Source organism: Gaetbulibacter saemankumensis DSM 17032, from assembly GCF_000425645.1.
Classification (GTDB): domain Bacteria; phylum Bacteroidota; class Bacteroidia; order Flavobacteriales; family Flavobacteriaceae; genus Gaetbulibacter; species Gaetbulibacter saemankumensis.
Genome location: NZ_AUDV01000006.1, coordinates 419307 through 434429 on the forward strand (window position 1 = coordinate 419307; position 15123 = coordinate 434429).

Sequence of the window (15123 nt, forward strand, 5' to 3'; positions counted from 1 at the left end):
AATTTATAAATTTCTTACTGCCTCTTTAAATTGACGGCCGCGATCTTCATAGTTTTCAAACAAATCGAAACTCGCACAAGCTGGTGACAATAAAACATTATCTCCACTCTCCGCTAATTTGTAAGCCATCTTTACAGCCTCACTCATAGACTGAGTTTCACTAATCACATCTACCATGCCTCCAAAAGCATCTAACAGCTTTTCATTATCAACACCCAAACAAATGATAGCTTTTACTTTTTCATTTACAAAAGCATAAAGCTCCTCATAATTATTTCCTTTATCGACTCCTCCAACAATCCAAATTGTAGGCGCATCCATACTTTCTAAAGCGTAATAAGTCGCATTGACATTGGTTGCTTTTGAATCATTGATATACTGTACTTTATTAATTTTAAGAACCTGCTCTAAACGATGTTCTACGGCTTGAAAATTTTCCAAACTCTCACGAATAGTCTGCTTTCTAATTTTTAACAAATGTGACACTGTAGAAGCCGCCATAGCATTTTTAATATTATGTTTACCTTCTAATGCAAGATTTTTTGTTGGCATAATTATCTCATTATTGGTTATTGATACTATCATATTTTCATTTTTTAAATAAGCTCCATTTTCAAATGTTTTATCAAGTGAAAATGGTAACAAAGTAGACTGAACCGGATGTTCCTTCAACCAACCTGTTAACACCTCATCGTCTGCATCATATATTAAATAATCATCTTTAGTTTGATTCATCGCTATCCGAAATTTAGAAGCGATATAATTTTCAAACTTATAGTCATACCTATCCAAATGATCTGGGCTAATATTTGTGATGACAGCTATATGCGGTTTAAAATCTACAATATCATCCAACTGAAAACTACTTATCTCCAGCACATAATTTTCATAACCATGCTCTAACACCTGTTTTGCAAAACTATCGCCAATATTGCCTGCCAACCCAACATTTAACACCTCCTTTAATATATGATGCGTTAAGGTTGCCGTAGTTGTCTTACCATTACTTCCTGTGATTCCTACAATTACTGCATCTGTATATTTTGACGCGAATTCAATTTCGGAAACCACTGGAATATTAGCTGCAATTAATTTACTTACCAAACTAACATTTCCTGGTATACCCGGGCTTTTCATGACGATATCAGCATTTAAAATCTTTGATTCGGTATGCCTTTCATCTTCCCATTCAATCTCATTATTTACAAGAACTTGTTTATATTTTTCGTTAATTCTCCCCTTATCTGACACAAAAACCTCGAAGCCTTTTGCTTTTGCTAACAATGCTGTACCCACACCACTTTCTCCTCCACCAAGCACTACCAATCGTTTCACTTATCTAATCTTTAAGGTTACTATAGAAACAATCGCTAACAATATGCCCACAATCCAAAATCGAGTTACAATTTTACTTTCATGATATCCTATTTTTTGATAATGATGATGTAAAGGCGACATCTTAAAAATGCGACGACCTTCACCATATTTCTTTTTGGTATACTTAAACCAACTTACCTGCATAACTACCGATAAATTTTCTGCTAAAAAGATGCCACACAATACTGGAATCAACCATTCCTTTCTAACAGCAATGGCTATTACCGCAATAATTCCACCAATGGTCAAACTTCCTGTATCACCCATAAACACTTGAGCCGGAAACGTATTATACCATAAAAACCCTATCAATGCGCCAACAAAAGCTGCTATGTAAATAGTAATTTCTTCAACTCTAGGGATATACATTATGTTTAAGTATTCCGAAAATATAATATTACCAGACACCCAGGCGAAAATACCCAAAGTAAGCACAATGATAGCAGAGGTTCCTGCCGCTAATCCATCTATTCCATCTGTAAGGTTAGCTCCATTTGAAACCGCTGTAATTATAAATATGGTTACAACTATAAATATTATCCATGCATATTTTTCCAATTTCGGGCTAATCCACGTAATCAAATCGGCATAATCAAACTCATTCCCTTTCATGAATGGGATAGTCGTTTTAGTAGACTTCGCCTCTTCACTAAAAAATTTAGTTGGAGATACATTCGGATTCTCAGCAAGTAATACTTGTTGTTCTTCAATTGGTAATTTTTCTTTTATAGTAACTTCCTGATGAAAATAAAGCGTAGCACCTACAATAAGCCCTAACCCAATCTGACCCAAAATTTTAAAACGTCCTTTTAAACCTTCCTTGTCCTGTTTAAATTTCTTAATATAATCATCTATAAAACCTATAATCCCCATCCAAATTGTGGTAATTACTAATAGGATGATATAGATATTATCTAGTTTCGCTAATAAAAAAACTGGTATTAAAGTTGCAAGAATGATAATAATTCCACCCATAGTTGGTGTTCCTGCCTTTTCGCTTTGTCCTTGAAGCCCTAAATCACGAACTGTTTCACCTACTTGTTGTTTTTGTAAAAAACGAATAATGCGCTTTCCGTAAATAGTAGATATTAACAATGAGAATATCATAGCCAATGCCGCCCTAAAGGTTAAAAACCCAAAAAGGGACGCCCCAGGCAACTGGAATTGTGTTTCTAAATATTCAAATAGGTAATACAGCATGTTTTATCTCTACTATTTAAGTTACTTCTGTAACTCTGTTAAAATTTGGTTTACTAATTTAAAATCATCAAAATCAAAACGCTTGCCATTAATCTCTTGATAAGTTTCATGACCTTTACCCGCAATTAAAATAATGTCGTTTGGCTGTGCCAATTGACAAGCCGTTTTAATAGCTTGAGCGCGATCTTGAATCGTTAAGGTCTTTTTATAATTTTGAGGCTCTACCCCTTTTTCAATCTCTTCTAAAATAGTTTCAGGTGCTTCACTTCTAGGATTATCATTTGTAAAAATAACTTTAGTACTTAACTGTGAAGCTATATGTCCCATTTTAGGTCGCTTTGTCTTATCACGATCACCTCCACAACCAACAACAGTAATTAACTCTTCGTTTTTAGTTCGAATATTATTAATGGTTTCTAAAACATTTTTTAAGGCATCCGGTGTATGCGCATAATCAACAATAGCCGTAATATTACTTCCAGACACCATATATTGAAAACGTCCACTTACACTTTCTAAGTCGCTAATTAAACGTAGCACCTCAACTTTTTCTAACCCCAGCAATTCGGCCGTTGCATAAATTGCTAATACATTATAGGCATTAAAACTCCCTATTAGCTTAGTCCAAACCTCGGATTCATCAACCTTTAACAACAAGCCTCCAAATTGATTTTCTAAAATCTGAGCTTTGTAATCTGCATAGCCCTTTAATGCGTAGGTCACTTTTTTGGCCCCAGTATTTTGCAACATTACCAAACCATTTTTATCATCCACATTTACCAAAGCAAAGGCCGATTTCGGCAACCTATCGAAAAAGCTTTTCTTAACATCTCTATACTCCGGAAAGGTATTATGGTAATCCAGATGATCGTGAGAAAGATTAGTAAATACACCTCCCGCAAAAGTTAAACCTTCTGTACGTTTTTGATGAATACCATGAGAGCTTACCTCCATAAAACAATACTCAACACCAGCCACATTCATTTCTGCCAAATACTTATTTATGGTCAGTGAATCTGGTGTGGTATGAGTTGCTTTATATTCAACCTCATCGACTAAAATTTTAACGGTTGACAACAGTCCTACTTTGTAACCAGCATTTTTAAAGAGCTGATACAGCAAGCTAGAAACCGTAGTTTTTCCATTAGTACCTGTTACTCCAACCAACTTTAAATTTTCAGAAGGCGTATCATAATAATTTGAAGCCATTAATGCTAAGGCCTTATTAGTATCAGCAACCTGAACATAGGTAACACCTTCTTTTAAATCGACTGGTAAATCTTCACAAATAATTGCTATAGCTCCTTTTTCTATTGCCTTTCCTATGTATTCATGCCCATTAGCCGCACTTCCTTTTATAGCGACAAAAACATCTTGCTCTGCAACTTTTCTAGAGTCGAAATGTATTGCATTAATACCCACAGTCGTACTACCAACAACGGCATCAATGGAAACTTTATACAATATGTCTTTTAATACAATCATGAAGCTTTTAATACAACTATCTGGTTATTTTTTAATTTCTGATTATGATTTACTGACTGATTCTTCACCACACCACTTCCTTCTAACTTGACGCGAATATCTACCTGCATATTTTCCAGTAATGCTAAAGCATCCATAACAGGTAATCCAACTACATTAGGCATGATAGTTTTATAAGTCTGCGCTGTTTTATAATAATTCTCAAATTCAGATTCCACTGAAGCAACTTTAACATCTAAAGCCTCCACCTCATCTACAATTGGAGTATCAGTATGTATTTTCTGAGCAATTCTTTTAAATACCGGCCCTGTAACATCAGCCCCATAATACCCTTTTTTCACACTTGGCTTATGAATAACCACAATACAAGAATATTTAGGGTTATCGGCTGGAAAATACCCTGCAAAAGATGAGATATAGCGTTTATTATCTTTCCAATCTTTCATCCAGTATTCCGTTTGAGCTGTACCTGTTTTACCCGCCATTGAAAAATAAGGTGAATATAATGAACGTCCTGTTCCACGCTCAACCACATGCTTCAAAATATCTTGTATTTCCTTCAAGGTCTTTTCTGAACATATTTTTTCATCACTGGCAACCTTATCAAAAGATTCCACCACTTTCCCCAACTCCTTTACTTCTTTTATAAATCTTGGTTTTACTATTACCCCATTATTCGCAATCGCATTATAAAACGTTAACGTTTGTAATGGTGTTAATTTTAAATTGTATCCATAAGCCAAAGACGGCAGGGCATTTTTACTCCATATCTTATCTCCCGGCTGCGGAATTACAGGCTCTCCCTCTCCTAATATTGGCAGTCCTAAAGGTTTATCTAGACCCCAGTCCTGAAGATGAGCTATAAACTTTCTAGGATTTTTAGCATATCCCTGATCAACAATAGTAGCCAATCCTATATTAGAAGACACTTCTAAAGTTCTGGCTGCAGAAATTTTACCATGTCCGTGAGTATCATAAATCCCTCTACCATAAAATTGTTTATATCCTAATTTAGTATCAATTACAGTAGATGTATCAACCACTTTATCTTCTAAAGCAGCCATTAAAGCCATGACTTTAAATGTTGAACCAGGCTCGATGGCTTCACCTACAGCATAATTCAAACGTTCATAATAATGTCCATTATCGTTTCTACCCAAGTTCGAAATTGCCCTAACCTCTCCGGTTTTAGCTTCCATCACCACCACACAACCGTGATCTGCTTCATACTCTTCAAGTTGTTTCAATAAAGCATGATGTGCAATATCCTGAATATTCACATCTATAGTTGTATAAACATCGTACCCATCTTTAGGTTCTATTTCATTTGCATCACTTAAAGGTTTCCATTGACCTTTTCCTATTTTTTGCTTTCTACGATGCCCATCCGAACCACGTAAATATTTAACACCAAAGGCTCCGTCGATACCCGCTCGTGTTACATTACCATCTTCATCAAAACGTTCATATCCAATAGAACGTTGCGCGATACCTCCCATTGGATGTTCGCGCTTTGTTTTTTGCTCTACAATTAAACCGCCTTTAAAAGCCCCTAGATTTAACAAAGGAAAATTCCTTAATCGCATATACCCAGAATAACCAATATTACGAGCCAACAGGTAATATCGGTTTTTATTAGCTCGCGCCCGACGTAATTCTTTTTGATAATATTTTGAAGACTTTCCTGTATAACTTGCTAAAGAATCACTTAACGGAATTAAATATTTCTCGAACCGCGCCGACGTTGGTGTGATGGCATCAAAACGAATATCGTATTTAGGAACAGAAGTTGCCAGCAAATTTCCGTTTACTGAATACACATTACCTCTATTAGCCGGAATTACCACATCTTTAATTACGCGCTCGTTAGCCAAGGCACGGTATTTATCTCCTTGTAAGAACTGAATACTAAACAGCTTAAACAACACAGCCATCCCGAAGACGAACATACATCCTGCTATAAAATACAATCGGTTTAATATGTCTTTCTCTTTAACTGCCAAAGTTCAGAAACTAGTTTTGGGATTTAATTTTTATTTTTTTTGGAGGAATTACGGAAGGTGCAATTCCTTTTTCCTTCATATTATTAACGATTACCGATTCCATTTTCATTTTCATGAGCTTGGATCGACCATCTATAAAAGCAGATCGCATTTCACTTACTTCATTTTTCAAACGCGCAATCTCGTATACCTTTTTATCTGCACTATGAGAACTCGCAATCATCACTACAGCCAGCAAAGAAACATAAATGATAAATCTCCAGTTTTTAAAGGAGTCATCACTTACTAAAAAAGTACCTTTTAATATTTTATAAATTTTTGTTTTCATTTATAATTTTTCCGCCACTCTTAATTTAGCACTACGCGCCCGGCTATTAATTTTTATTTCTTCTTTTGTTGGCACAATTAATCCGTTTACCTTTTTAAATGGCACTTCAAAATTTCCATACATATCGCGCTCCGGTTCCCCTTCAAATAAACCATTTCTAATAAAACGCTTCACTAAACGATCTTCGAGAGAATGATAAGAAATCAAACTTAATCGCCCCCCTTTACTCAACAACTCAGGCGTCTGCATTAAAAACTCCTTTAACACTTCTATCTCCTGATTAACCTCTATTCGAATGGCCTGATAAATTTGTGCTAGTATTTTATTTTCATGTCTTGGCGACAAGAACTTTTTTAACACTGTTTTTAGTTCCTCGCTAGTCACAATTGGTTTATCTTCACGACTCTCAATAATGAGCCTAGCCATTGCTGGAGCCGCACGTAATTCTCCATACTGCGCAAACACTTGCCGCAACTGCTCTTCATCATATTCATTAACCACATGGTAAGCCGATAATTGATTTTGTTGATTCATTCGCATATCTAAATCAGCTTCAAAACGGGTTGAAAATCCACGCTCGGCCACATCGAACTGATGTGACGACACACCAAAATCACCAAGAATACCATCAACCACTTTTACGCCATGAAATCTTAAAAATCGCTTTATATATCTAAAATTCTCATGAATCAAAGTAAAACGCTCATCATCTATAGCATTTTTTAAAGCATCCTGATCTTGATCGAATGAATACAATTTACCTTTCTCATTTAAACGACTTAAAATCTCACGACTATGTCCACCTCCGCCAAAAGTGACATCCACATAAACACCATCAGGATTAATATTTAATCCATCAACTGTTTCTTTTAATAATACCGGATTATGATATTCCATACTCTTCGTCGTCTTGTCCCATTACTTCTTCAGCTAATTCAGCAAAATCATCGGCTGCATCATCAATAGCCTTTTCATACAAATCTTTATCCCAAATCTCAATGATATTAATAGCCGAAGCCACCACAATATCTTTGGATATATTAGCAAACACCGTTAAATCTTTTGGAATTAGCAATCTGCCATTCGCATCAACCTCCACAAGCTTCACTCCTGCTGTAAACCGACGGATAAAATCGTTGTTCTTTTTCTTAAATCGATTTAGTTTATTCATTTTTCCCATAAGCACTTGCCACTCAGCCATAGGATACAATTCTAAACACTTTTGAAAAACCGAACGACGCAACACAAACCCGTCCTGCAGGACTGGAGAAAGCTGTTTTTTCAGCATAGCAGGCATCATTAGCCGACCTTTAGCATCAACTTTACAATCATATGTACCTGTTAATAAGTCCAATGCAGATTTTTAGTGGTTAATTGTTTGTTTTTCAAATATATTGAAAATTTTACCACATTTTACCACTTTATACCACTTTGTTGATAAATTTTCGATAAAACAACAAAAGTTCAATACTTTAAATCACCAAAACACGCGCTCTGCTTAGTATCAACACATTACAGACAACTATTTAACAACACCAAAATTATTAACATCTATAATTACAAGTTTTATGCTTGTGAATTAATTAAAATAGTTATAATATGCACGAAATAACTATATTTGTTTTTTAGTAACGACTTATTTGATTAATGACGCATCGTTTAAAAAAAGAGAAGGATTACAGCTACATTGAAGCTGGAGAAGGCACCCCAATTATTGTTCTACATGGCTTAATGGGTGGATTAAGCAATTTTGATTCTGTAACAAAACACTTTAGCCAAAATGGATATAAGGTAGTCATACCAGAACTACCAATTTACGACATGTCTTTACTTAAAACCAATGTAAAAAGCTTCGCTAAATATTTGCATGAATTTATAGAATTTAAAGGATATGAAGAAGCGATTTTATTAGGCAATTCTTTAGGTGGTCATATTGGTTTATATCACACCAAGCACTATCCTGAAAAAATTAAAGCACTCGTAATAACAGGAAGTTCAGGGCTTTACGAAAGCGCCATGGGAAGCGGCTACACCAAACGTAGCGATTACAATGTTATCAAGAAAAAAGCGGAAGATGTATTTTACGATCCTGCGGTAGCAACAAAGGAAATCGTTGACGAAGTTTACGAAACCGTGAACGATCGCAATAAACTAATTAAGACCTTAGCCATTGCAAAAAGTGCCATTAGGCATAACATGTCTAAAGATTTACCAAAAATGGAAACACCCACTTGCATCATCTGGGGAAAAAACGACACAGTAACACCTCCAGAAGTAGCCGAAGAATTTAATGCACTCCTACCCGATTCAGAATTATTTTGGATTGATAAATGTGGACACGCTGCCATGATGGAACACCCTGAACTATTCAACAAAATATTAGCAGATTGGCTAACAAAACGTGAGTTATAAAAAAGCTCAACGACGAAACATAAACATTCAAAAAATTAAATTAACACACCTCCAACTCCTGAGGTTAATGACCTATGAAAATTAAATCTGCTGAATTCGTAATGAGTAATTCCGACGTAGCAAAATGTCCGAAAAGCATGCTACCCGAATATGCATTTATTGGCAGAAGTAATGTCGGAAAATCGTCGTTAATTAATATGCTAACAAGTAGAAAAAGCTTAGCTAAAACTTCAGGACGCCCCGGGAAAACACAACTTATCAATCACTTTTTAATTAACAAAAACTGGCATTTAGTTGATTTGCCTGGATATGGTTACGCCCGTGTTTCGAAAAGTGCCAAAAAAACTTTCCAAAAATTTATTACACAATATTTTAGCCTACGAGAACAATTAGTAACCGCATTTGTACTTGTAGATATTCGCCATAAACCACAACCTATTGATTTAGAATTCATGCAGTGGCTAGGAGAACATGACATTCCTTTTTCTATTATATTTACAAAAGCCGACAAACTAAAACCGAAGGCCATCGAAAGACATATTGCAGAATACGAAGCAGTACTTTTAGAATTCTGGGAAGCCATGCCAAATTATTTTGTCACCTCATCTTCAAAAGACATTGGTAAAGATGACGTATTAGACTATATCGAGCAGCTAAATGACAATATGCAACAAGAGACTTTTTAATAACAATACACCCCTTAAAAGCTACTCCCCTTTTACGTCTAAAGCATCGCGAAGTGCGTTGCCGATTAGCATAAAAGCCATTACCAAACTCATTATACAAAGTCCAGGGATAACCGCTAAATAAGGTTTCCCGAGAATAATATAATTATAATGATCTTTTATCATGGCACCCCAACTAGCCATTGGAGGTTGCGCTCCAATACCCAAAAAACTAAGTCCGCTTTCAATTAAAATAGCCGCCGCAAAATTCGCTGCTGATATTACAATAACTGGTGCCATAATATTGGGTAAAATATGCTTAGTAACAATCCTAAAGTCCGAAAAACCTAATGCCCGGGCAGCAGTAACATACTGCATTTCTTTAGCACTAATTATCTGCCCTCTTACTACTCTGGCTACCTCAACCCACATAGTTAATCCAACAGCTATAAACACTTGCCAAAATCCCTTTCCTAAAGCCAACGTAATAGCAATTACTAACAATAAAGTTGGTATAGACCAAGTCACATTAATTACCCACATGATAATAGCATCAACCTTACCTCCAAAATAACCGGCTACACTTCCCATAAAAACTCCTATAACTAAGGATATAAACACAGCAATGAAGCCAATAAAAAACGAAATCCTAGCTCCCACTAAAACACGACTTAGTAAGTCTCTACCGTATTTATCAGTTCCAAAATAAAAAGTTCTTACTGAAATATACGTTTCAACCTTTCCATTTGGAAAAGCATCTAAACTTATTGTTTTCTGAACACCTTCTAAACCATCTGAAGCATACTCCTGATATTTTAACTCACCATTTTCGACAGAATAATTCGAAATAGCAATTTCAGAGAAAGTATTTTTATCACCAAAAAACATTTTACTAAAAGCCCCTTGTTCTACTAATTTCTCAGAAGGCACAGTAAGCATAGTAACAGTAAAACCTGGCTTCTTAGAATGTATAGCCAAATGCATTTGATTTGCATATTGAGAATTATCCGGAGCAAAAACATAGGCAAACACAGACACCAACCCTATTAAAATAATAAACCAGAAACTAAAAACGCCCCAAAAGTTCTTTTTAAACTTTTGGAGCGCCAATTGTTTTAATGAGTTTAATTTTCGACTCATAAATATATTTAGTTTTTCACAGAGGCAGCCACCTTTTTAATAGGATAAGCCATTTGAATATCTTCTAATACATTTACAGCTTCTTCCACATAAACATCTTTAGCCAAGTTTTCATGCCAACGAACACGTTTTTCTTTTAAATCGGTTGTATCCTGTTCGAATAGCGATTTTTCATATTGTGTAGAATCGAAGGTTAAGTCGTTTTTATAATTTGAAAGCACCTCAAATTGTTTCGCCTCCATATCATTCAACTCTAAAAAAGATTTATAATCTTGATACCCTAATGGCACAGCCGTATTATCTATCTGTTGCTTTAACCATTTCCCATTATCTTCCATAAGCTTAATCTGTTCATTATTACTTATGCGATCTTCACTTTTCTTTACAATTTTATCATAATCGAAGTACCCATCCCAAGGCGTGTAATCAGCAGGATCTATTTCATCATAAGGCAATGGATTGGGTTTATCTTTCTCACCAACATCAATAAAACTAAAGCGACCCGGTAACATAATATCACTTTTTACACCTTCCAACTGAACAGAACCTCCATTAATTCGGTAATACTTCTGTGTTGTTAAGGCTAAAGCACCTAAATCGCCCGTTGTATTGTTACGAAGCATATTATTTAGATTAATCACATTTTGCACGGTTCCTTTACCATAAGTCTGCTTTCCTCCAATTATAATGGCACGTTTATAATCTTGCATAGCAGCGGCCATAATTTCCGATGCCGATGCCGATATTTCGTTAACTAACACAACCAAAGGGCCATCCCATGAAATGGAAGCGTTTCGATCTCTTAAAACTTCTTTTGTTTTACCTGTGGAACGCACTTGAACTACAGGGCCGTCCTTTATAAAAAGTCCTGCCATTTCAACAACCGTTGGCAAGGATCCTCCTCCATTATTACGTAAATCTAAAATAAGACCTTTCATACCATCGGCTTTAAGATGTTCAATTTCTGCTTTTACATCCTTTGCTGCATTTATGTTCTTATAATCTTGAAAATCGACATAAAATGATGGCAAGTTAATTACCCCGAACGTTCTGCCATCCTTTTTTATAAGCGATGACTTAGCATAAGTTTCAGAAATTTCTATTACATCACGAACAATAGTAATATCTTTAATAGTTCCATCTACTTTTTTAACCGTTAAGGTTACCTTACTTCCCTTTGGACCTTTTATATATTTTATAGCATCATTAATACGCATACCTACAATATTAACCGGGTAATCCTCATCCTCTTGCTTTACTTTAAGAATCAAATCTTCCACTTCCAGCTCGTTACCCCTCCAGGCCGGACCACCAGAGATTAATTCAATAACCTTTATGTAGTCCATACGTTTCTGAAGACGAGCTCCAATACCTTCTAATTTACCAGACATACGCTCATCGAAATCCTCTTTATTTTTAGGAGCCAGATAATAGGTATGCGGATCGAATTCTTCAACCATCGTGTTCACATAAATAGCAAACCAATCTTCACGGCGTAGGTCATCAATATTATCGTTAAAATAAATATCTAATGATTTCATGGTAGACTCACGTGCTTCTTTTTCAATCTCAGCTTCCGTTTTCATTACATAAGACGCATCTTTTTCCTTAGCGTTTTTTTCTTGCTCAAAAAGATCATCATAATTTGTAAGTGTAGAAAACTTTAATTGTTGTCTCCAACGCTCCTTCATTTCAGACTTGCTAGACACATAATCAATCTTATCATAGTCTGTGTCGAAAGATTCTTCCCTAGAATAATCGAAAGGTTTCGATAAAATTTCTTTATAAATCGCCTTACCTTCTGCTATGCGCTTTAAAATACGTTCATGAACCAGATTAAAAAATGTAATATCTGAAGTTTTTATTTGTTCATCCAAACTAAACTTAAACTTTTCAAATTCTTTTAAATCTGATTGATAAAAGTATCGCTTTACCGGATCGATAATTTCGATATAATTATTAAAAAATGCTTCGGAAAACTCGTTATCAAAATTAACGGGGTCATAATGCCCTTGTTCTAACACAAAAGTCACCACCTGTATTAATAGCTTATCCTTGTCTGGATTACTGAATTTTTTTGTAGTAAAACTACATGAAGCAAATGCCAATAATATGGTAAGTAGTAAAAACTTATAATTCTTTTTCATCATTTTTTTCATCATTTTAGATCCACAGCTCTTAAAAGCTCATCATGAATCTACTAAAATAAAGAAAAATCCATGCCAACAATTAACATTCGCTACTAATTTTTTGTTAAACTGAAGAATTACCATATTTCCTAATGAAATTATGTATTTTAGCGAGAGAATTTCAAGAAATTAAATGAAAGAGAAACCACTTATTTTAGTTACCAATGACGATGGCATTAATGCACCAGGAATTCGAACACTTATAGATATCATGAAGACCCTTGGTGATGTGGTGGTGGTGGCTCCCGATAGTCCTCAAAGTGCTATGGGACATGCAATCACTCTCGACTCTACCTTATATGTTGAGCAGGTTTCTGCAAACGGCAGTTTACAAGAAGAATACAGTTGTTCGGGTACACCTGCGGATTGTGTTAAGCTTGCTATTCGAGAAAAATTAAAACGCAAACCCGACTTGTGTGTTTCAGGAATTAATCATGGCTCAAATTCATCTATAAATGTTATTTATTCCGGAACCATGAGCGCGGCAATCGAAGCCGGAATTGAAGGTATCCCCGCCATTGGTTTTTCCTTATTAAATTACAAGTGGAGTGCCAATTTTGAAGCTACAAAATCGTTTGTTAAAACCATTACAGAAAATGTTTTAAAACATGGATTACCCAATGGAGTAGTGTTAAACGTGAACATACCAGATCTTGATAAAAATAAAATTAAAGGAATAAAAATTTGCCGTCAAGCCAAGGCGAATTGGGTTGAAGAATTTGATAAACGTAAAAGTCCACAAGGCAGAGAATATTACTGGCTAACTGGTAAATTTGTTAATTTAGATGGAGGTGAAGATACCGATGAATGGGCTTTAGAAAATGGATATGTTTCGGTAGTTCCTGTACAATTCGACCTGACAGCACATCATTTTATACAAAATTTAAACACCTGGAATTTAAAATAAGTAAGAAATAAATCATTAATGAAAAAAGACATTTTAATTGGCGTTTTGGTTGGTCTGATTGCAAACTGTATCGGACTGTATTTTGCGGCAACTTTATTGGGGCGGGGCGACGATTTCACCACTGTAATTATGGCAGCTTCAAAAGAAGGCTTTTTAGGCAAACTAATTAGCCTTGGCGCTATTTTAAATCTAGGAGCATTTTTTGTATTTATAAAAAAGCGACAAGATTATCGCGCTAGAGGGGTATTATTAATTACAGTTTTTATTGCTGTATTTACTTTCGTTTTTAAACTCTTTTAAATGAGATATTATATAATTTCGGGTGAAGCTTCGGGTGATTTACACGGTTCCAACCTCATGAAAGCTTTGCAAAAGGAAGATGTCAATGCCGAATTTAGATTTTGGGGAGGCGACCTCATGGTCGCCGTTGGTGGCACCTTAGTAAAACACTATAAAGAGCGAGCTTTCATGGGCTTTATAGAAGTACTCATGAATATTAAAGCCATTTATAAAGACATTGCATTTTGCAAACAAGACATTGCCCAATTTCAACCAGATGTTATTATTTTTATTGATAATTCGGGTTTCAATTTACGCATAGCGAAATGGGCCAAACAAGAAGGCTTTAGAACCAATTATTATATTTCCCCTCAAGTTTGGGCTTCTCGTGCCAGTCGTGTAAAAGCTATTAAACGCGATATCGATGCCATGTATGTTATCCTTCCTTTTGTTGAAGATTTCTACAAAAAATACGACTATAAGGTTAACTTTGTCGGACATCCACTTATAGATGCCATTTCCGACCGACCTTTATTAGATGAATTTGAGTTTAGAAAAAAACACCTTTTAAACGATAAACCAATTATTGCATTACTACCCGGAAGTCGCAAACAGGAAATAAAAAACATGCTCTCGGTAATGTTAAGTTTAGTAGAAGATTATCCCGACTATCAATTCGTAATTGCAGGTGCCCCGAGTCAAGATTATAATTTTTATGCATCCTTTATAAAATCTGAGAACGTAACCTTTATAGAAAACAAAACATATGATTTACTAAGCATCTCGACTGCCGCCCTGGTAACTTCAGGCACAGCCACTTTAGAAACAGCTCTCTTTAAAGTACCTCAGGTTGTTTGTTATAAAGGAAGTGCTATTTCCTACCATATTGCTAAGCGTATTATTACTTTAAGATTTATTTCTTTGGTAAATTTAATTATGGATAAAGAGGTCGTCACCGAACTTATCCAAAACGATTTTAACAAAAAACGCCTTAAAGAAGAACTGGACCTTATTCTCAATGAAGAAGAGCGAAAAAAGATTTTCTTAAATTATAACGAATTAGAAAAGAAACTTGGAGGTAAAGGAGCCAGTGAGAAAGCTGCTAAACTAATATTTAACGCATTACAGGATTCATAAA

General features: G+C 35.3%; 14 protein-coding genes. 5 read left to right on the top strand and 9 right to left on the bottom strand.

What is annotated here, in order from left to right; translation table 11 throughout:
• Positions 1 to 3: 3 nt before the first annotated feature.
• The 7 genes from murD to mraZ form a co-directional block, all read right to left on the bottom strand.
• A complete protein-coding gene (gene murD, locus H611_RS0104235) occupies positions 4 to 1335 on the bottom strand; it encodes a UDP-N-acetylmuramoyl-L-alanine--D-glutamate ligase (protein WP_027137181.1) in 1332 nt (443 codons plus the stop codon).
• A complete protein-coding gene (mraY, locus tag H611_RS0104240) occupies positions 1336 to 2577 on the bottom strand; it encodes a phospho-N-acetylmuramoyl-pentapeptide-transferase (protein ID WP_027137182.1) in 1242 nt (413 codons plus the stop codon).
• Positions 2578 to 2598: 21 nt separating this feature from the next.
• Complete coding sequence (locus tag H611_RS0104245; protein ID WP_027137183.1) at positions 2599 to 4062, bottom strand: UDP-N-acetylmuramoyl-L-alanyl-D-glutamate--2,6-diaminopimelate ligase; 1464 nt, start codon at positions 4060 to 4062, stop codon at positions 2599 to 2601.
• The gene (locus tag H611_RS0104250) at positions 4059 to 6011 is read right to left on the bottom strand and encodes a penicillin-binding protein (protein WP_051238714.1); all 1953 of its coding nucleotides are present in this window, start codon (positions 6009 to 6011) and stop codon (positions 4059 to 4061) included. Before H611_RS0104250 ends, H611_RS0104245 begins: the two co-directional genes overlap by 4 nt.
• Positions 6012 to 6075: 64 nt before the next feature.
• Entirely contained in the window at positions 6076 to 6393 is a 318-nt protein-coding gene (locus H611_RS0104255; protein ID WP_027137185.1) for an FtsL-like putative cell division protein, read from the bottom strand.
• Positions 6394 to 7290: a 16S rRNA (cytosine(1402)-N(4))-methyltransferase RsmH gene (gene rsmH / locus H611_RS0104260; RefSeq protein ID WP_027137186.1), complete on the bottom strand. Its 897-nt coding sequence runs from the start codon at positions 7288 to 7290 to the stop codon at positions 6394 to 6396.
• Complete coding sequence (gene mraZ / locus H611_RS0104265; protein ID WP_027137187.1) at positions 7277 to 7747, bottom strand: division/cell wall cluster transcriptional repressor MraZ; 471 nt, start codon at positions 7745 to 7747, stop codon at positions 7277 to 7279. The genes rsmH and mraZ overlap by 14 nt, the downstream gene beginning before the upstream one ends.
• Before the next feature lie 293 nt (positions 7748 to 8040).
• Between mraZ and H611_RS0104270 the strand changes: the two genes are divergently transcribed.
• Together H611_RS0104270 and yihA are read left to right on the top strand one after the other, a co-directional pair.
• Complete coding sequence (locus tag H611_RS0104270) at positions 8041 to 8805, top strand: alpha/beta fold hydrolase (RefSeq protein WP_027137188.1); 765 nt, start codon at positions 8041 to 8043, stop codon at positions 8803 to 8805.
• Between the two features lie 74 nt (positions 8806 to 8879).
• Entirely contained in the window at positions 8880 to 9491 is a 612-nt protein-coding gene (yihA, locus tag H611_RS0104275; protein WP_027137189.1) for a ribosome biogenesis GTP-binding protein YihA/YsxC, read from the top strand.
• 21 nt (positions 9492 to 9512) lie between these two features.
• On the opposite strand, the gene H611_RS0104280 is transcribed toward yihA, so the two are convergent.
• A complete protein-coding gene (locus H611_RS0104280; protein ID WP_027137190.1) occupies positions 9513 to 10610 on the bottom strand; it encodes an ABC transporter permease in 1098 nt (365 codons plus the stop codon).
• Positions 10611 to 10618: 8 nt separating this feature from the next.
• The gene (locus tag H611_RS0104285; RefSeq protein WP_394330414.1) at positions 10619 to 12760 is read right to left on the bottom strand and encodes a carboxy terminal-processing peptidase; all 2142 of its coding nucleotides are present in this window, start codon (positions 12758 to 12760) and stop codon (positions 10619 to 10621) included.
• Between the two features lie 172 nt (positions 12761 to 12932).
• Here H611_RS0104285 and surE point away from each other — a divergent pair, with 172 nt between their 5' ends.
• The 3 genes from surE to lpxB are packed head-to-tail and all read left to right on the top strand — an operon-like array spanning position 12933 to position 15122.
• A complete protein-coding gene (surE, locus tag H611_RS0104290; protein WP_027137192.1) occupies positions 12933 to 13706 on the top strand; it encodes a 5'/3'-nucleotidase SurE in 774 nt (257 codons plus the stop codon).
• A gap of 18 nt (positions 13707 to 13724) precedes the next feature.
• Positions 13725 to 14006 carry a hypothetical protein gene (locus tag H611_RS0104295; protein ID WP_027137193.1) on the top strand — a complete coding sequence of 94 codons (282 nt, stop codon included), beginning with the start codon at positions 13725 to 13727 and terminating at the stop codon, positions 14004 to 14006.
• Positions 14007 to 15122 carry a lipid-A-disaccharide synthase gene (gene lpxB, locus H611_RS0104300; protein WP_027137194.1) on the top strand — a complete coding sequence of 372 codons (1116 nt, stop codon included), beginning with the start codon at positions 14007 to 14009 and terminating at the stop codon, positions 15120 to 15122.
• Position 15123 lies beyond the last annotated feature (1 nt).

What these genes read in the sequence shown, in the direction of transcription:
- yihA (WP_027137189.1), top strand. Translation starts at nt 8,880, where the DNA reads ATGAAAATTAAATCTGCTGAATTCGTAATGAGTAATTCCGACGTAGCA.
- H611_RS0104270 (WP_027137188.1), top strand. Translation starts at nt 8,041, where the DNA reads ATGACGCATCGTTTAAAAAAAGAGAAGGATTACAGCTACATTGAAGCT.
- H611_RS0104280 (WP_027137190.1), bottom strand. Translation starts at nt 10,610, where the DNA reads ATGAGTCGAAAATTAAACTCATTAAAACAATTGGCGCTCCAAAAGTTT.
- surE (WP_027137192.1), top strand. Translation starts at nt 12,933, where the DNA reads ATGAAAGAGAAACCACTTATTTTAGTTACCAATGACGATGGCATTAAT.
- H611_RS0104295 (WP_027137193.1), top strand. Translation starts at nt 13,725, where the DNA reads ATGAAAAAAGACATTTTAATTGGCGTTTTGGTTGGTCTGATTGCAAAC.
- H611_RS0104285 (WP_394330414.1), bottom strand. Translation starts at nt 12,760, where the DNA reads ATGATGAAAAAGAATTATAAGTTTTTACTACTTACCATATTATTGGCA.
- H611_RS0104250 (WP_051238714.1), bottom strand. Translation starts at nt 6,011, where the DNA reads ATGTTCGTCTTCGGGATGGCTGTGTTGTTTAAGCTGTTTAGTATTCAG.
- mraY (WP_027137182.1), bottom strand. Translation starts at nt 2,577, where the DNA reads ATGCTGTATTACCTATTTGAATATTTAGAAACACAATTCCAGTTGCCT.
- H611_RS0104245 (WP_027137183.1), bottom strand. Translation starts at nt 4,062, where the DNA reads ATGATTGTATTAAAAGACATATTGTATAAAGTTTCCATTGATGCCGTT.
- rsmH (WP_027137186.1), bottom strand. Translation starts at nt 7,290, where the DNA reads ATGGAATATCATAATCCGGTATTATTAAAAGAAACAGTTGATGGATTA.
- H611_RS0104255 (WP_027137185.1), bottom strand. Translation starts at nt 6,393, where the DNA reads ATGAAAACAAAAATTTATAAAATATTAAAAGGTACTTTTTTAGTAAGT.
- lpxB (WP_027137194.1), top strand. Translation starts at nt 14,007, where the DNA reads ATGAGATATTATATAATTTCGGGTGAAGCTTCGGGTGATTTACACGGT.